General features: G+C 40.3%; 17 protein-coding genes. 10 read left to right on the forward strand and 7 right to left on the reverse strand.

Annotated elements, in window-relative coordinates; genetic code table 11:
- The first annotated feature begins 8 nt into the window (after positions 1–8).
- From rpsG to tuf, 3 genes are read left to right on the forward strand one after another with little or no spacing between them, the layout of a single operon-like run.
- Positions 9–479: a 30S ribosomal protein S7 gene (gene rpsG, locus ACZ1GV_RS00125; protein WP_210560554.1), complete on the forward strand. Its 471-nt coding sequence runs from the start codon at positions 9–11 to the stop codon at positions 477–479.
- A 36-nt stretch (positions 480–515) separates the two neighbouring features.
- A complete protein-coding gene (gene fusA, locus ACZ1GV_RS00130) occupies positions 516–2,618 on the forward strand; it encodes an elongation factor G (RefSeq protein WP_472674703.1) in 2,103 nt (700 codons plus the stop codon).
- A 59-nt stretch (positions 2,619–2,677) separates the two neighbouring features.
- The gene (tuf, locus tag ACZ1GV_RS00135) at positions 2,678–3,862 is read left to right on the forward strand and encodes an elongation factor Tu (RefSeq protein ID WP_210560552.1); all 1,185 of its coding nucleotides are present in this window, start codon (positions 2,678–2,680) and stop codon (positions 3,860–3,862) included.
- Between the two features lie 179 nt (positions 3,863–4,041).
- Here tuf and ACZ1GV_RS00140 read toward each other — a convergent pair whose 3' ends face one another.
- Positions 4,042–4,275, reverse strand: a complete 234-nt coding sequence (locus tag ACZ1GV_RS00140) for a PGPGW domain-containing protein (protein WP_472674704.1) — start codon at positions 4,273–4,275, stop codon at positions 4,042–4,044.
- 12 nt (positions 4,276–4,287) lie between these two features.
- Positions 4,288–5,160, reverse strand: a complete 873-nt coding sequence (locus tag ACZ1GV_RS00145) for a DUF4097 family beta strand repeat-containing protein (protein WP_472674705.1) — start codon at positions 5,158–5,160, stop codon at positions 4,288–4,290.
- Between the two features lie 220 nt (positions 5,161–5,380).
- Here ACZ1GV_RS00145 and ACZ1GV_RS00150 point away from each other — a divergent pair, with 220 nt between their 5' ends.
- Complete coding sequence (locus tag ACZ1GV_RS00150; protein ID WP_472674706.1) at positions 5,381–6,178, forward strand: M48 family metallopeptidase; 798 nt, start codon at positions 5,381–5,383, stop codon at positions 6,176–6,178.
- A 35-nt stretch (positions 6,179–6,213) separates the two neighbouring features.
- Here the strand turns inward: ACZ1GV_RS00150 and ahr are convergent, their stop codons facing one another.
- Together ahr and ACZ1GV_RS00160 are read right to left on the reverse strand one after the other, a co-directional pair.
- Positions 6,214–7,215 (reverse strand): NADPH-dependent aldehyde reductase Ahr, encoded by a 1,002-nt coding sequence (gene ahr / locus ACZ1GV_RS00155; protein ID WP_472674707.1) that lies wholly within the window; start codon positions 7,213–7,215, stop codon positions 6,214–6,216.
- Between the two features lie 128 nt (positions 7,216–7,343).
- Entirely contained in the window at positions 7,344–7,856 is a 513-nt protein-coding gene (locus ACZ1GV_RS00160) for a hypothetical protein (RefSeq protein ID WP_472674708.1), read from the reverse strand.
- A gap of 150 nt (positions 7,857–8,006) precedes the next feature.
- On the opposite strand from ACZ1GV_RS00160, the gene ACZ1GV_RS00165 reads away from it, so the two are divergent.
- A complete protein-coding gene (locus tag ACZ1GV_RS00165; protein WP_472674709.1) occupies positions 8,007–9,641 on the forward strand; it encodes a methyl-accepting chemotaxis protein in 1,635 nt (544 codons plus the stop codon).
- Between the two features lie 21 nt (positions 9,642–9,662).
- Here ACZ1GV_RS00165 and ACZ1GV_RS00170 read toward each other — a convergent pair whose 3' ends face one another.
- The gene (locus tag ACZ1GV_RS00170) at positions 9,663–10,133 is read right to left on the reverse strand and encodes a Spy/CpxP family protein refolding chaperone (RefSeq protein WP_472674710.1); all 471 of its coding nucleotides are present in this window, start codon (positions 10,131–10,133) and stop codon (positions 9,663–9,665) included.
- A gap of 145 nt (positions 10,134–10,278) precedes the next feature.
- Here ACZ1GV_RS00170 and ACZ1GV_RS00175 point away from each other — a divergent pair, with 145 nt between their 5' ends.
- From ACZ1GV_RS00175 to ACZ1GV_RS00190, 4 genes are all read left to right on the forward strand, one after another.
- On the forward strand, positions 10,279–10,971 hold the full coding sequence (locus ACZ1GV_RS00175) for a response regulator (protein ID WP_472674711.1): 693 nt from the start codon (positions 10,279–10,281) through the stop codon (positions 10,969–10,971).
- Positions 10,971–12,326, forward strand: coding sequence for an ATP-binding protein (locus ACZ1GV_RS00180; RefSeq protein WP_472674712.1), 1,356 nt, complete (start codon positions 10,971–10,973; stop codon positions 12,324–12,326). Before ACZ1GV_RS00175 ends, ACZ1GV_RS00180 begins: the two co-directional genes overlap by 1 nt.
- A 144-nt stretch (positions 12,327–12,470) precedes the next feature.
- Positions 12,471–13,721 (forward strand): multidrug effflux MFS transporter, encoded by a 1,251-nt coding sequence (locus tag ACZ1GV_RS00185; protein ID WP_472674713.1) that lies wholly within the window; start codon positions 12,471–12,473, stop codon positions 13,719–13,721.
- 229 nt (positions 13,722–13,950) lie between these two features.
- Positions 13,951–16,059: a TonB-dependent receptor gene (locus ACZ1GV_RS00190; RefSeq protein WP_472674714.1), complete on the forward strand. Its 2,109-nt coding sequence runs from the start codon at positions 13,951–13,953 to the stop codon at positions 16,057–16,059.
- Between the two features lie 50 nt (positions 16,060–16,109).
- Here the strand turns inward: ACZ1GV_RS00190 and ACZ1GV_RS00195 are convergent, their stop codons facing one another.
- Positions 16,110–16,694 (reverse strand): PepSY-associated TM helix domain-containing protein, encoded by a 585-nt coding sequence (locus tag ACZ1GV_RS00195; RefSeq protein ID WP_472674715.1) that lies wholly within the window; start codon positions 16,692–16,694, stop codon positions 16,110–16,112.
- Entirely contained in the window at positions 16,694–16,882 is a 189-nt protein-coding gene (locus ACZ1GV_RS00200) for a hypothetical protein (RefSeq protein WP_472674716.1), read from the reverse strand. The genes ACZ1GV_RS00195 and ACZ1GV_RS00200 overlap by 1 nt, the downstream gene beginning before the upstream one ends.
- A gap of 98 nt (positions 16,883–16,980) precedes the next feature.
- Between ACZ1GV_RS00200 and ACZ1GV_RS00205 the strand changes: the two genes are divergently transcribed.
- A protein-coding gene (locus ACZ1GV_RS00205) for an IS3 family transposase (RefSeq protein WP_472674717.1) occupies positions 16,981–18,104 on the forward strand; the annotation gives its coding sequence in 2 pieces (ribosomal slippage) (positions 16,981–17,203 and positions 17,203–18,104; 1,125 coding nt in all).
- The last annotated feature ends 1 nt before the right edge of the window (position 18,105 follow it).

Genomic DNA, 18,105 nt, shown 5'->3' on the forward strand with positions numbered 1-18,105 from the left:
AATTTAAAATGCCAAGAAGAAGAGTCGTAGGTCAACGTAAAGTTCTTCCAGATCCTAAGTTCGGATCGGAGTTACTGACCAAATTCATCAACGTAGTAATGTTAGATGGTAAAAAAGCTGTTGCTGAAAAAATCATCTACAACGCGTTAGATGTAGCTGCTGAAAAAACAGGTAAAGATCACCTTGTAGTTTTAGACGAAGCTCTAGACAACGTCCGCCCTACAGTCGAGGTTAAATCTCGTCGTGTTGGTGGTTCTACATACCAAGTTCCTGTAGAAGTTCGTCCAGTTCGTCGTAACACTCTAGCCATGCGTTGGTTAGTTGAAGCTGCCCGTAAACGAGGTGAGAAATCTATGGCGCTACGTCTAGCTCACGAAATTGCTGACGCGATTGATAACAAAGGTTCTGCTGTTAAGAAACGTGAAGACGTTCATAAAATGGCTGAAGCTAACAAAGCGTTCGCTCACTACCGTTGGTAGAAAACAAAATTATAATACAGGAACACAGAGGAATTTATGGCGCGTAAGACACCTATTGGACAATACCGAAATATCGGCATTGTGGCTCACGTTGATGCTGGTAAGACAACAACAACAGAGCGTGTACTCTTTTACACAGGTCTTTCTCATAAGATCGGTGAAGTACATGATGGTGCTGCGACTATGGATTGGATGGAGCAGGAGCAGGAACGTGGGATTACCATAACCTCTGCTGCTACCACTTGTTTTTGGCGTGGTATGGATGCTCAGTTTGATGAACACCGTATCAACATTATCGATACTCCAGGGCACGTAGACTTCACAATTGAAGTTGAGCGTTCTTTGCGAGTACTTGATGGTGCTGTAGTAGTGTTATGTGGGTCTTCGGGCGTACAACCTCAAACAGAGACCGTATGGCGTCAAGCAGATAAATACCATGTCCCTCGTATGATTTTCGTCAATAAGATGGATCGTACAGGTGCAGACTTTTTATCAGTTGTAGAACAAGTTAAAGATCGCCTGGGGGCAACCCCTGTGCCAGTACAATTACCTATCGGCGCGGAAGAAAACTTCCGTGGTGTAGTTGATCTCTTCAAAATGAAAGCGATCAACTGGAACGAAGCTGACCAAGGTATGACCTTTACTTACGAAGATATTCCAGCTGACATGGTTAATGACGCTGAAGCATTCCGCCAAGAGATGATCGAAGCGGCTGCAGAAGCTAATGACGAGTTAATGGATAAATATCTAGAAGGCGAAGAGTTAACTGAGCATGAAATCAAAGATGCGTTACGCCAACGTACTCTTGATAACGAAATTGTTCTTTGTGCGTGTGGCTCAGCGTTCAAAAACAAAGGTGTTCAAGCCGTCCTTGATATGGTTGTCGAATTTATGCCTTCGCCAACCGAAGTTCCTGCTATTACAGGTATCAATGAAGATGATTCAGAGGGTGAGCGTCCAGCGGACGATAACGCGCCATTTGCAGCGTTAGCATTTAAGATCGCCACTGACCCATTTGTTGGTACTTTAACGTTTTTCCGTGTCTATTCAGGTGTTGTTAAAACTGGCGACAGTGTTTACAACCCAGTTAAAGGCAAAAAAGAACGTTTTGGGCGCATTGTTCAAATGCACTCAAACAACCGCGAAGAAATTAAAGAAGTTCACGCGGGTGACATAGCTGCTGCAGTAGGATTAAAACAAGTTACAACAGGCGATACATTATGTGATATTGATCACAAAATTACGCTAGAGCGTATGGAGTTCCCTGATCCAGTTATATCTATAGCAGTAGAGCCAAAATCTAAGCCTGATCAAGAGAAAATGGGTGTTGCCTTAGGCAAACTGGCCGCAGAAGATCCTTCATTCCGTGTTGAGACTGATGAAGAATCTGGCCAAACTATTATCTCTGGAATGGGCGAACTTCATCTAGACATAATCGTCGACCGTATGCGTCGCGAGTTTAGTGTTGAATGTAATGTTGGTAAGCCTCAAGTTGCATACCGAGAGTGCATTACAGCACCTGTCCAAGTTGAAGGTAAATTTATACGACAGTCAGGTGGTCGTGGTCAGTATGGCCATGTCTGGCTGAAGCTAGAGCCTATTAGTATTGAAGGTGAAACTACTTATGAGTTTGCCGATGAGGTAGTAGGCGGTACAGTTCCAAAAGAGTATATTCCAGCTGTTGATAAAGGCATCCAAGAGCAAATGAAAAATGGTGTGCTTGCGGGCTATCCAATGCTTGGCGTTAAAGCAACTTTGTATGATGGATCATTCCATGATGTTGACTCTAACGAAATGGCGTTTAAAATTGCTGCATCAATGGCATTTAGGAATGGCGCTTTAGACGCTAAACCTAAGCTTCTTGAACCGATGATGAAAGTTGAAGTTATCACACCTGATGAATCTATGGGTGATGTAGTAGGTGACTTAAATCGACGTCGCGGTATGATTGAAGGAATGGATGAAGCTCCGGCAGGACTGAAAGCTATTAAAGCTCAAGTACCACTAGCGGAAATGTTTGGTTATGCCACTGACTTGCGTTCAGCAACTCAGGGGCGCGCTTCGTACTCTATGGAATTCCTAAAGTACGCGGAAGCGCCTAACAATGTTGCTGATACAATAATGTCAGCGAGAAATTAAATTTTATTATTAATATTTGGGTCTAAAATTAGATCACTTTAATTTAAGGAAACTTAAAAATGGCTAGAGAAAAGTTTGAACGTACTAAACCGCACGTTAACGTTGGTACAATCGGTCACGTTGACCACGGTAAAACAACTTTAACAGCTGCAATCTCTGCAGTACTTTCTAAGACATACGGTGGTGACGTTAGAGATTTCGCGCAAATCGATAATGCTCCAGAAGAGCGTGAGCGTGGTATTACAATCAATACTTCTCACATCGAGTATGACACTCCAACTCGTCACTACGCACACGTAGACTGTCCAGGACACGCCGATTATGTTAAAAACATGATCACTGGTGCTGCACAGATGGACGGCGCGATCTTAGTAGTTGCTGCAACTGACGGCCCAATGCCTCAAACACGTGAGCACATCCTACTTTCACGTCAGGTTGGTGTACCTTACATCATCGTATTCATGAACAAATGTGACATGGTTGACGACGAAGAGTTACTAGAATTAGTAGAAATGGAAGTTCGTGAACTTCTTTCAGAATACGAATTCCCAGGTGACGACCTTCCATTAATCGCTGGTTCAGCTCTTAAAGCTCTTGAAGGCGAAGCTGAGTGGGAAGCGAAGATCATCGAACTAGCTGAAGCACTAGATACTTACATTCCAGAGCCAGAGCGTGACATCGATAAGCCATTCATCATGCCTATCGAAGACGTATTCTCAATTTCTGGTCGTGGTACAGTAGTAACAGGTCGTGTTGAGCAAGGTATCATTAACACTGGTGACTCAGTAGAAATCGTTGGTATCAAAGATACAACGACTACAACATGTACAGGTGTTGAAATGTTCCGTAAGCTTCTAGACGAAGGTCGTGCAGGTGAGAACATTGGTGCATTATTACGTGGTACTAAGCGTGATGAAGTTGAACGTGGTCAAGTACTAGCGAAGCCTGGTTCAATCCAGCCGCACACTAAGTTCGAATCAGAAGTATACGTACTTTCTAAAGAAGAAGGCGGACGTCACACTCCATTCTTCAAAGGTTACCGTCCACAGTTCTACTTCCGTACAACTGACGTAACTGGTGCTGTTGAGCTTCCAGAAGGCGTAGAAATGGTAATGCCTGGTGATAACATCAAGATGGTTGTTGAGCTAATCGCACCAATCGCGATGGACGAAGGTCTACGTTTTGCGATCCGTGAAGGCGGTCGTACAGTTGGTGCTGGTGTTGTAGCATCAATCGTAGCGTAATTCTGCTTTGTTAAGAGGTTGCAGTCAGCTGTAACCTGAATGACAAAAAGATAAAAAAAGGCTCCTGTTCTAACGAATGGGAGCCTTTTTTATTGTGGCCTTAAAACTAAAACTAAAACTAAAACTAAAACTAAAACTAAAACTAAAACTAAAACTAAAGTTTAACGACAATCACCAGGTTAGTGCTTATAACGCCGAGCTCGTATTTTACTATCGAGCCAATTTGCACTCTTTTTTAACATGACTTGGCATTTTCTAAGCCATACTCTCGCAATTTCGTACTCAAAACTCAAAATATACAGCCCAGGAATTAATAGCAATAAAGACGGGCCAGGAACGACTATAAAAATAAGCCCTAGCAATACTAAAGTGCCGCCGACTAAATGAATAAATAATTGTTTAAGAATATTCATGCTAGATCCTTATTAGTTATCTAACGAAACCGGGCCATTTATGTCTTTGATATATAGCTGGCCACTTCCTGAACCATTAATTTCTAAACCCTTTGTGTTTCTTACTGTAATATCGCCACTGCCATCTTCGATATAAACAGTGTTATCAATATTCTCAATACGTAAATCGCCAGAATTATCGATTACCTTGGTAAAACCTTTGACATCAACAACACTAATAGAGCCAGATCCATCATCGATGTCGACACCACCACCTACGCGAATAACACCTAACTCACCTGAGCCATCTTTTATTTTTACGTCGCCGGTTACATCTGCAACCTCTATAGAGCCAGAGCCATCGGAAATTGTTAAATTGCCATTAATGTTAGTCGTTTCTATACTGCCAGATCCGTCTTCAATCATAACCGTACCCGTTATATCGGACACCTTAAGTTCACCAGAGCCATCATCAATTGTAAGTGAGTTATTCAAATTGGCGACGCTAATCGATCCAGACCCGTCATCAATTTCTAAGGCCATTTTCTGCGGCATAGTGATTGTTAAGTTTATTCTTGAGGAGTTACCGTTTGTATTCCATGACGATTGATTAGAGTGTGCAATCAATTCGGCGCGACTGGCAGACTTTGTTAAGGTTAACTTATAGTTACTAGCTTCATCGGTCCAAATATTCGCCATTACTTTTATGTCTTGTTGGCCGTCAACGCCAACTATGTCAATTGAACCTGCCCCATTATCGACAAACAACGAGTTTAGATTCGAAGCATTTAATATTAGCTCTTTATTAATCTCAATATCGGCTGCGTTGCTGTGACCAACGTGGATCACACATCCAGTTAACGTTGTGCTTAAAATGATAGCAGATGCAATGTTTTTTAATTTCATTAGATTTCCCAATTATTATTCTAATATATATGTATTAGTAGCAATTAATGGCCCAAAGGTTTATTTTATTTAAATACAATGAAAACAAGTGGTTATATTATCGCTGAGCATGGTTGAATTGTTATGATTGGCCTAATACGCTATTTGTTGGGGTATTTGCTCAACATTTAGAGGAATCTAAATTATAGTAGATAAAACAAAATTTTAAGGCGCGTTAATAATGAATGTAAGAATACAAATTGTCATAGCTACATGCTTAGTATTTATTATGTCTGGTTGTAGTACTTCTCCGACAGGTCGAAGTCAGATTACGATGTTTTCCGGTGAGAAAATGTCTGCAATGGGTTCAGAGTCTTTTGAACAAATGAAAAAAGACATACCTATCAGTCAAAATAAAACCCTCACTCAATTTGTTCAGTGTGTGGCGGATCAAATTACACCAAACGTTAGCCAGTCTGCACATTCAGGTGATTGGGAAGTGGTCTTATTTGAATCAGACCAAATTAACGCCTTCGCTTTGCCTGGCGGTAAAATAGGTGTGTATACCGGTATTTTAGCAATAACTGAAAACCAAGATCAGTTAGCCGCCATTATGGGACATGAAGTGGGTCACGTAATAGCCAATCATTCCAATGAGCGTTTATCTTCAAGCTCTGTTGCTCAAGGAACGTTGCAACTAACAGGAGTTCTGTTATCTGGACAAGATCAACAAACGCAAGGTTTAGTCATGGCTGGATTAGGTGTGGGTCTGCAATATGGCGTGTTAATGCCTTATGGCCGTACTCATGAAAAAGAAGCCGATATTATTGGACAAGAACTAATGGCGCAGTCTGGATTTAACCCACAAGCGGCGATAAAACTTTGGAAGAATATGGCTAAAGCGAGCAGTGGAGCGCCACCAGAGTTTTTGTCAACGCACCCATCAAATGAAACAAGAATTAAAAAATTGACTGAGCACTTAAAAGTAACTCAGCCAATGTTTTTAAAAAGCACACAAAAACCGACGTGTACAAAATAACGAGCGTATCAACTTAACAATAAGCTACGTTATCGCTATTTTTTTAGCACTATGCGATAACGGGCTTTACCGCTCTCTAGATGTTCAATTGCATCGTTAATTTTATCGAAGTCAAAAAACTCTACCTGCGGCTTGATATCATGCTGTAATGCAAAATCAAGCATCGACTTTATGGTAGATGGGCTTCCGACCGGTGACGACGATATAGAACGTTGTTTTGCCATCAGGCCAAAAACACTTACATCAAGAGGCTCTAATGTCGCACCAACAAAATGAAGGCGTCCTTTTGGTTTTAGAGTCGAAATATAAAGATTCCAATCTAACTTAACGTTTACAGTTGATAGTATGTAGTCAAACTTTCCAGCAGCAGCTTCGATTTCTTTTTCGCTACGAGAATTGATCGTGTGATGTGCGCCGAGTTTCTTGGCTTCTTCAGTTTTACTTTCGCTTGAAGTAAATGCCGTAACTTCGCAGCCCCATGCATTTAAGAATTGTAATGCGATGTGACCTAATCCGCCGATACCAATCACAGCTACTTTATCCGTTGGTTTTACATCAAATTGAACCATTGGATTAAATACAGTAATGCCACCGCAAAAAAGTGGTCCAGCGGTTGTTGCGTCCATTCCTTCTGGTAAAGCAATAACAGAAGCTTCGTTAGCCTTTACTTGATCAGCAAACCCACCATGACGACCTACAATGGTCGACTCAGCAGCATCACACAGGTTTTGGTCGCCAGTACCGCAGCTATTGCAAGCTTGACAATAATCAGAGTGCCACCCTAAGCCAACCGTTTGGCCAACCTTCAAGGTTTTTACATTGTCGCCAATTGCACTTACTTTACCTACAACTTCATGGCCAGCCACAAGAGGATAAGAAGACATTCCCCACTCATTATTAATCATAGATAAATCGGAGTGACAAATCCCACAGTATTCAACATCGATAAGTACGTCTTGTAGTCCTAACTCACCCAGATCAATGTCTACTTGTTTCAATTTTGCGCCGGCACTTTCCGCCGCATAAGCCTTAGTCATATGATTTTCCTTTTAATTACAATTGTTAACGTAATGTCTACGTAGATAACTGTATTTTAGTTTTACAACACATATAAGAATAGAAGGCTATGGCTAAAACGGTAGGCACTTATCTAGTTAATATTTATTTAAAACTGATAACGTGCGCTAAAGTTAAAGTGACCAGTATTGTCATCTCTATTTTTATTATTGCCGTAACCGGCCTCAAATCTTAAGTGCCAACCCGGATTATTTAATCCAGAGAAACTATAGCCATAAAAAGCGGCAATACCTTGGGTAGTTTCATTGCCAAATGCCGCTCGTAAAGCGCAACCAAAAGAAGATGCAATGATTTCTATATCGTCTTGATTGTCAGGGTAGTCGTCACATTTATTATCTTTAATACCAACGGCACCAACATAGGTCCCGATAACATGATTTGTATTATCGAGCGAATGTTCATAGCCAAAAGCAAAGCCATCATCTAAACCAATTTTATAGTTTAAAAACAAATTTGAACTTTCATTAACCGTATATGCGCCTTCGACGGTTACGAAATATGGAAAGCCAGTGCCAACGGAAAAGTTTAAGTCGTTCGCACTTACTGAACTTGACCCAAATACTGCAATGGCCATTGCCAGTTTTAGTGTTAAATTTTTCATTATATCGTCCATAAATATATAGTTTATTGCATTGAAAATATTAAAGATAAATCGAATTTATTGCGAAATGTTTATTTTCTTTGATGTAACAAAATGTGCTTTATTTTTTTTTTACTATAGTTAACGGAGTTAGCATGGTTAGGAAATAAAATGAAACAAACCAGCATTAAAATAAAGTACTCAATCATATTCTCAGTCATAGCGTTATTTATTGTATTACTTGCCGTAATGAACAGCCGGCTGATTAATAAAATAGAGTCGGAACTTATCTCTTTTAGCGATAACTTTAATCCTGCTATATCGGCAGTGTTAAATGCGGATCGTGATCTTTATCAAGCAAGAGTTGCAGAATTAAAAGCGCTTTCTAGCGCACCAGGATCAGAACAAGCGAACAATTATCAAAAAGACTATGAAGATAATGCTCAACAAGCCTACGACAGAATGCTTAGTTACAAAAACGACATGAAAGCGTTTCCGCAAATAATTTCACAGTTGACCGAGTTTGATACGGCATTTAACAACTGGAAAGACGCATCAGAAAAGGTCTTTGATAAATTAGCATCAGGTGATTTAAATGGCGCGAAGTTAATCAGCAATACTGAATCTGCAACAACCTTTTCAGCATTACGTGATTTCTATGACATTGCGGGTGAGTCTGCCGATAAAGTAAGTAAATCACAAAGTGAAACCGCTTTAGCTGAAGTGCATCAGCAGGAATTTATATTGTTGATAATCAGTATTTTAGTGATAGTTAGCTCTATAGGTATTGGTTATTACGGTCCTAAAATGATGTCTGACTCTCTAGAAGAGTTAAAGCAAAATATTATTGAACTAGACTCGGGCGATGGGGACTTATCAAAACGAATAAAATCGACAAGGCGTGATGAAATTGGCGATGTATCAAGGGCATTAGATAGCTTCATTGACAAATTATCAGGCTTAATTAGTGCGATTAAGACACAATCATCGCATCTAAAATCTGAAGTGGGCGGGCTTACCGTCGGGGCGCAAACTATAAAAAGTACAAGCCTTCAACAGTCACAATCTGTAGAGCACATCTCATCTGCTCTAAGTGAAATGGAAGCGACAATTTCCGAGGTATCTGAGAATGCAGCCATGACATCTAATGAGGTGGAGCAGGTTAGTAAGTTAACTGAAAAAGGTACAGTCATAACAACCAAAGCGGTGGATGAAATTACCAAGCTATCTAAATCGGTATCAGACGCTGCAGAGGTTATTTTAAAGTTGTCTGAGAATTCATCCAATATAGCGTCAGTCTTAAATGTTATTAGAGGTATCGCCGAACAAACTAATTTATTGGCACTCAACGCAGCAATTGAAGCCGCTCGCGCGGGTGAACAGGGAAGGGGTTTTGCCGTAGTTGCTGATGAAGTAAGGACTTTAGCAAGTAGGACTCAGCAAAGCACCGAAGATATTCAAGCTATGATAAAAACGTTACAAGAGGGTGTTCAAGGAGCGGTAGATTCAATTAACCAAGGCAGCGAAGTCACAGAGTCCGCGGTTTCGTTATCCCATCAAACGTTGGATGCGTTGCAACAAATAGCAAAAGCGTCAAAGATAGTTTCAGACGTTGCAAATAAAACTGCAGACGCGACAGAACGACAACGTGACGTATCGGAACAAGTAACAGAGTACTTAGTTACGCTATCGCATGACACTCAAGAAAACATTAATGTAGCTGATAATAATGAAAAAGCAGCAAGAGGGACTTCCCAACTTGCCGCATCATTAAGCGAATCAGTTTCGAGCTTTAAGCTACAGTAATCTAAACGGACGCTTTAAAGACTAATTACGTTGATGTCTACGCTGACCTTTTCGCTTCTTGTGTTTTAATTTTGCGACCATAGCCTGTTGATCTTCACTCAGCAGGCTGTGCACAGCCTTATGCAATTGAAGGCGTTTCACCTTCAGTTTCGCTTTAATTTGCGCTTGCTGATTTGCTACAGCTTCAAGTTCTTGAGTATTTAATACATCTTCTCTTGCTAACGTTTTCCATTGCTTTTTAAGTGAATCAAGTTGCTCTCTGTCTTTTGCAGTCGTCACTTTGGCTTCGTCATATAATGCCTGTATTTTTTCCTGCTGTTCTTCCGACAAGCCAAGTTTATTAACCGCTCTATCTGTCAGTATCATTGGAGTGCGTTCTTGTTTCTCAATGTCGTAACCTTGATGTTTGCCAATAGCATGAGCTGGTTCTGAAATGGTCACGCTAGCCAACGCTAGGAACGCTGTTAAAGGTAATAGTAATTTAGTTTTCATAAGCACCTCGCTTTGTTAAGTTGGAATTAATATTAGCGAGTGCAATGCAAATAAACGCCAAGACAATGCAAAGTAATGTAAAGATTAACGGTTAGTGTGATTTTTTGAATAAAATACCAACATAACGTTTAAAAAAGAGAATTATGTGAATAATAAGTCTGTATTAATAATCGATGACGATACTGAGTTAACGCAACTGCTATCTGATTACCTAATGAGTAATGATTTTACAGTTCAGTGCATACATGATGGCCAATCAGGACTAAATGTAGCGCTCACATCGTCTTTTGATCTTATATTGCTTGATGTTATGTTGCCATCTCTTAACGGTTTCGAAGTTTTACAGCAACTGCGTAAAACAAAATCAACTCCCGTTATTATGCTCACTGCTAAAGGTGAAGACTACGACCGTATTTATGGTTTGGAAGTCGGTGCAGATGATTATATTGCTAAACCATTTAATCACAGAGAACTATTAGCACGTGTAAAAGCCATGGTCCGCCGAGTAGATTTGCTTACTCAACCGCAGAACAACCATACCGTAGTATTTGAAGACATTGAACTCTGTCTACAAAGTAGAACGGTGAAAGTAAACCAGAATGCGATAACGTTAACAGGCACCGAATTTGAAATTTTAAACCTGTTACTAAAAGATCCACTGTCGATTATCAGCAAAGAAAAAATTAGCCAAGAAGTTCTTGGGCGACGCTTAGCCGCTTATGACCGTTCTATTGATATGCACGTGAGTAACTTACGAAAGAAAATCGGGCAATACTCCCATCATGAACGTATTCATACTATTAGAGGGTCAGGTTATATTATGGTCGGAGGTCAATAATGGGACGCTTAAATAGCCTGTTATTCAAAGTGTTTGCTTGGTTCTGGTCTTCAATTGCTGTAACAATTGTGATCTTATTAGTCATTAGCTCGGTTAGTTTCACAGACCTCGTATCTAAACCGTTAGACGATAGAAAAGCGCGCTCAATACAAAAGTATGCATTATTTATTCAAGAGCGTTTTGCCGGGGTTCCGTCTAGCGCTCAGTTAAAAAGACTGCTACATCGCTCATCACGTAAGCGAGAACTATTTTTAAAAGGCCCAACGTCAGAGTTATCTGTGCTAAGCGCGCCATTGCCAGCGAACATAGATTTGAATTTGTTATCCGATCTAGATGATCTGACGCCGCAGTATATATTTACTGAATTTTATCATGCTGTAGGGCCTGCAAAACTAACCATTAACAATCAAACTTATTACTTATACGAGATAAGTCCAAAGCGTAATCCACCATTGTTGATCAAATTTAGTTTAATGCCACTATGGATCAAATTTACTGTACCAATATTAGTATCATTAGGCTTGAGCTTTCTGTTTACGCGAAGCATTGTGAGGCCAATAAGGGCGCTACGTGAATCAGCAGATAAAATAGGCAAAGGAAACTTAAATAGCCGAGTAGAACAAAGGTACATTGGTAAAGATGAACTCGGAGAATTATCGCGCGACTTTAATATCATGGCCGAACAGTTAGAGACATCAATGGGCGTACAAAAACGACTACTGGCTGATATATCACATGAGCTGCGATCGCCATTAACACGCTTATCGTTGGCAGCCGGATTAGCCAAAGAAACAAAGGGTGAAAAGCGAGAAAATTATCTTGCTCGCATTGAAAAAGAAGCTGAGCAACTTGATCAGATGATAGGCTCAGTATTAATGCTGTCACGCTTAGAGACCAAGCAACAACACTTAGACCTTCAGTCCACCGTGTTATCAGATGTATTAAGCCCAATTTTTCAAGATGCAGAGTTTGAGGCTGAGATATTGGGCAAACAGATTCATATTCAAACCATTCCCAATATGACAATTACAATTGATCAAAATATTATATCCAGTGCAATTGAGAATATTCTTCGAAATGCTATTCGTTATGCCAATAAAACCATAGAAGTAAAAATTGAAGCGTTAGATCAAGAAGTTTGTATCGTCATTGATGATGATGGCCCAGGGATCCCCGACTATTTATTATCTAAAATAGCCGAACCTTTTTATCGCCATAGTGATGCAAGAGAGCGGAATAGTGGTGGAGCTGGACTAGGATTGGCAATTGCTAAAAAGGCCGTGCTAGCACACTCAGGCTCTTTAAATCTGAAAAATAAGGATGCTGGTGGTTTAAGCGTTAAACTGACTTTCTGATTTAGACAAAACAAGACAAAACAAGACAAAACAAGACAAAACTGAAGCTACCCTTGTTAATATTAATTACCGACTTATAATGCGCCGCACCATATTATTATGGTGCACGAGTTAATTATAAAAACGAGAGAGCAGGGGACTGAGTTGTCGGATTCGTTAAATGGTGATAACACCAATAATAGTTTTTCAGGCAAGAAAAAGACATTAAGCAAAAATGGCATAGTTTGGTTAATGATGTTCTTCATGATTTTGAATTTGTTGCCCGTTGATATCTACCTGCCCGCAGTTCAGCTCATTGCCAATGACTTAAATACAAGTGTTGATAATGTGCAGCTCGGTATCTTTTTTTATTTAATTAGTATGGGAATTGGTCAGCTTTTTTTAGGAGCGCTATCTGATAAATATGGCCGAAAACCTATCGCTCTGGCCTCTTTGCTTATCTATGTTGTAGCCTCTGTTTTAGCAACTGTCGCCACAAATTTAGAAACGTTAATGGCTAGCCGCCTGATTCAAGGCGTTGGTGCTTGTGGTTGCGCCGTTACGGCTTTAGCTGTGGTTCGGGACTTATTTAATGAGTCTGAGAGCGCCAAAATTTATTCCGTATTAAATGGCGCACAAAGTATTGTCCCTGCACTCGCACCCTTATTGGGGGGATTTATTTCAGTTCAATTTGGCTGGCGATACTGTTTTGCGTTATTGGTAGTATTAGGTGCCGTTACGCTACTTTTTACAAAAGTAAAAATGCATGAAACAAACGACAAATCAGAAATCACAAGCGAGAGCATAAATGCAGATGCGCCAGAAAAAAGTAAAAGTTTTTGGTCGATAATATCGGATGTCCGGTTTTCGCCGAATGCCATAGCGTCAATGGCTGCAATGGCTTTTATAGTTCAGTATGTTGTGAAGTCCCCAGTCCTGCTCATTGATAACTTAGGCCTGACTCCAACGGAATTTTCATTGGTGTTCGGTAGCAACGCTTTTTTAATAATGTTTGCGGCATATTGTGCAACGCAACTAATTAGTAAAACGTCTGCAAAAATAACTTGTCACCTCGGGTTAGGGTTAATGATTTTGTCGTCAGCTATGTTTTTTGTGATACCGAACCCAGACTCATTAACTCAATATTTAGTGTTTTTAAGTATCGGAAGTTTCGGATTCTCGTTTAGTTTAGGCAGTTCGATTGGTATGGCATTGGCGCCATTTCCAGACTGCGCAGGGAAGGCATCATCCGTTTTAGGCTTTCTGCAATTTACGATAACGTCGATTGTTGGCATTATTGTCGGATACTTTTTTCCAAGTGGAGCAATGTCTTTGGCAATTACGGTACCGGTATTTGCGTTTACAAGTGTTTTGCTAGGTCAATATTTAAATAATATTCGTAAAATTCAGCAATAAAATGGAAGCTAGCCGGCCTCAAGCTTTGAGGCTGGGTTAATCATATCCAGATCAAGCACTCCAAATTCAGGTCTTCAATACTCACTATTTTTCGTACAATTCGACAATTCCACAAACTAACCATATGAGTAAATTTTATCTGCATCCAATTTTATTAGGTATCCGTATAATACGGGCAATAAGAAAAGCCCACTGGCTGTTTTCTAATAAAGATTTGAAAGGATACATAATGAAGCATAATCAATGGCTGTTACCAATCGTGCTTGGCTCAACAGCACTGCCATTTTCTGCATTAGCAGAAACCAGCGACTCGGCTGGCCCAGAAAATGAGACGTTTGAAACCATTACCGTTGAAGGCCGTAAAACGAATCTAATTGGTGATGCAATATCAGCATCTGAAGGCATAGTTGGCCAAGAAGAAATTTCAATACGACCGTTATTAAGAACCGGTGAAGTACTAGAATTAGTACCTGGCATGGTTGTGACTCAACATAGCGGTACAGGTAAAGCGAACCAGTACTTTTTACGAGGCTTTAATCTAGACCATGGTACCGACTTCTCGACTTTTGTTGATGGCATGCCAGTTAACATGCGCTCACATGGGCATGGGCAAGGTTATACAGATTTAAACTTTTTAATACCGGAAAGTGTTGAGCGTTTGAGCTATAAAAAGGGCTCTTATTACGCCGATGTTGGTGACTTCAGTGGTGCGGGTCATGCGGCTTTTTCTACGTTTAAAAAAGTAGAACAAGGACAAGTTGAGCTAACGCTAGGCGAAGATAACTATCATCGTTTTGTTGTGCTCAATGATGCCCAAATCGCTGGTGGCGATACCTTATATGCGTTTTCACATACTGGTTATGATGGGCCTTGGACTGACATTGACGAAGACTTAGACAAAACGAATTTATTGCTAAAGCAAACTTATGAGTTAGAAGACGGCTTTATTAGTGCTGCATTTATGGGATATGACAACACCTGGAATAGTGCTGACCAAATACCGGGCCGTGCGGTTGAATCCGGTTTAATTGATGAGCTTGGTTCCATTGATACTAGCGTGGGAGGTGAGTCTTCACGTTATAGTTTAAGTGTTGATTGGCAACAAGGTCAGTGGCAAGCCAATGTGTATGCCATTAATTACGACATGACTTTATGGTCAAACTTCACTTACTTGCTAGACGACAATGTTGATGGCGATCAATTTGAACAAGTAGATGACCGCACAATTTGGGGTGGTTCGTTAAGTTATAAATTAGATGAAAAAAAGTTATCTAATGACATGGCAATGAACAACTTAGTTGGAATTGAGCTTCGTAACGATGACGTTGCAGAAGTGGGTTTATTTCGCACTAAAGAGCGCCAGCGTTTAGGGGCGATTCGTAGAGACAGCGTTGATGAATTAAGCCTGGGAGCATATTGGCAAAACAGTATTGATTGGAACGATCGCGTTCGCACTGTGATTGGACTGCGTCATGATTATTATGACTTTGATGTTCGTGATCGCGTTGGTAATGGAGCAACGTCTACAAATATTAACAATATAAATCTTGCAGCAAATAGTGGTGAGTCAGATGACAGCCAAACCTCTTTAAAAGCCAATTTGATTTATTCAATAAATGACGCTTGGGAAGGTTATCTTTCGTATGGTCAGGGTTTTCACTCGAATGACGCAAGAGGCACAACAATACGCATTGACCCATCAAATGGTGAGGCTGTTGATGCCGTAGATCCTCTTGTTAAATCAACAGGCTATGAACTTGGTTTGCGCGGTTACAAGAGTGAACTGTTTAATGTCTCTATTGCATTGTGGCAATTAGACTTAGACAGTGAGTTATTATTTGTTGGCGATGCTGGTAATACTGAAGCAAGCGATGCTTCCAAACGCCACGGCTTAGAACTAACAACTTATTACTACTTTAATGAAACGCTAAGTGTTGATTTAGAGTACGCCTATACAAAAGCAAAATTCGCGGGTAACCCAGAAGGTGGAGATCTAATCCCTGGTGCACCAAAACACGTTGTTCAAGCCGGTGTAAATGTAGATATTGACGAAGCTTGGTTTGGTAGTTTTAGACTAAGATACTTTGGTAAGCGACCATTAATCGAAGACGGTTCGGTTTACTCTGATGCAAGCTTTATCAGTAACTTAAGGGTAGGTTATCGTGATGGTTCATTAACGTATAAAGTTGATGTTTTAAACTTAACAAACAGTAGTGACCATGACATTGACTACTTTTATGAGTCTCAATTAGCGTCAGAAATGAACCCCGTTGAAGATGTTCATTATCACGTGTTTGAACCACGTACGGTAAGGTTGTCAGTAAACTATCAATTTTAATGGTTGAATAATCGTTCTACTAAAAAGCCGAACTTGTGTCGGCTTTTTTATTAACTGCTATACATAACCACAAAACCAATTGGAATTGCGATACCAGCAATAATTAGTAAGCCCCTTTTTCCAAAAGGGCCGTATTTGCCTTTGATCATAAATAAGGCTGAAAGCGATAAAAATATTAACATGACCGCATAAGCGTCAGAAAAATAGGTCCATGCCTTTCGCGCTTCGTTTAAATGTAAAAAGTTTGCGGCTCGCAGTAATACTCTTGGTTTCATCTGCTCAATCACTACTTCATTATTCGATGGTGAAATAATTAACGTATGATCTTGCTTGCTAAAGAGTTTTAACCGATTAGGTGTCTCCCAAAACTGCGCTTTAATTGTAGTTTGCAAATTAAGCTCAGCTAATAACCATTGCTCAAATTCTTTTTGCTCAGAACCCTGTTGCTCAATACGCTCAGAAAGACCACCAATCGTCACGGTTTCTTGAGTAACATCGTAGTTTGGATTCCAGTCTTCAACATGATTCACGGCAATACCAGATACCGCAAAAATCAACGTCATGCCAATACAAAAGTAGCCGATGTCGCGATGCAGCGAACGGTTTAACTTGAACCAATTAATGGATTTAGACATTAATCGACAATCGTTACGCCGTGAGGCGAAAGTTGATAAACGGTCATCGCTTCAGTTACAGAGTCAGGGTCAAAGCTTTCTTGCATCTCTTCGGCTTGATAAGCCAAATACTGCTTAGTGCGCTCTAAAGTCATTGGAATGCCTTGAATTTTTCCTGTGGCGAATGCTGTTTTTCCCATTGCCGTCATTGGAAATACCATGTCACCATCTCTTACTTTAACCCTTGATCTTCCCCTGAACAACTAGACATCTTTTATTTTGAAATTGAAGTAAGATAGAAGGTGTTATGAGAAATAAATATCCCCAAGAATTTAAAGACGAAGCCGTTCGTCAGGTTATCGATAATGGTTACTCAATTAAAGATGTTGCCAATCGATTAGGTATTACTGATAAATCCCTTTACAACTGGGTTAACAAGGCCAAGAAAACACCTAAGCAGAATAAAGAAAGTGAAGAGTTAAAGCGGTTAAAGGCTGAGCTTAAAAGAGTTACGGAGGAACGTGACATATTAAAGGAGGCCGCCGCGTTCTTTGCAAGCGAGTCAAGGAAAGGTACGCGTTCATAAAATCACGGCTCGACAAATGGAAAGTCACCCGCATGTGTTCAGTGTTGAATGTTCACCGTAGTGGATTCTATGCTTGGTTAAATGAGCCTGAATCACCTAGAGCTATTGAAAACAAACAACTGACCAAAGAGATCAAAGAAGCGTTTGTCGAGTCAGGTGGTGTATACGGCAGTCCTCGTATTACGGCTCAACTCAAACGTAATGGAACTCACGTTGGAGAAAATCGCGTGGCCCGATTAATGAGGCTAGCTAAGCTCAAAGCTAATTTGGGCTATAAGCGCCGTTATTTTAAATCGTCAGCTCCATCGGTTATTTCAGAAAATCATGTACAACAGCAATTTGTAGTAGCTGAGCCTGATAATACGTGGGTAACGGATATTACCTATATCAGAACCTATGAAGGTTGGTTGTATCTAGCTGTTGTTGTCGACTTATTCTCGCGTAAGGTGATAGGTTGGTCAATGCAGCCAACTATGAAGCGAGAAATTGTCATCAAGGCTATATTAATGGCCGTTTGGCGCAGACAACCTAAATCTAATGTTATCGTTCATAGCGACCAAGGTAGCCAATATACCAGTGATGATTATCAAGCGTTTTTAAAGTCTAACAACTTAACCAGCAGTATGAGTCGACGTGGGCACTGCTTGGATAATGCAGTTGCGGAGAGTTTCTTCCATTCACTTAAAACAGAACGAGTGAAACGAAAAATATACGCGACTAGGGACGAAGCAAGAGCAGACTTGTTTGATTATATAGAAGTATTTTACAATCGAGTTCGACTGCATAGCCATCTAGGTCATCAGTCCCCTGAAGAGTTTGAAGTCCAATATAAATCGGCAAGCTAGG

It is taken from the genome of Psychrosphaera sp. HA2-10 (genome assembly GCF_055693745.1).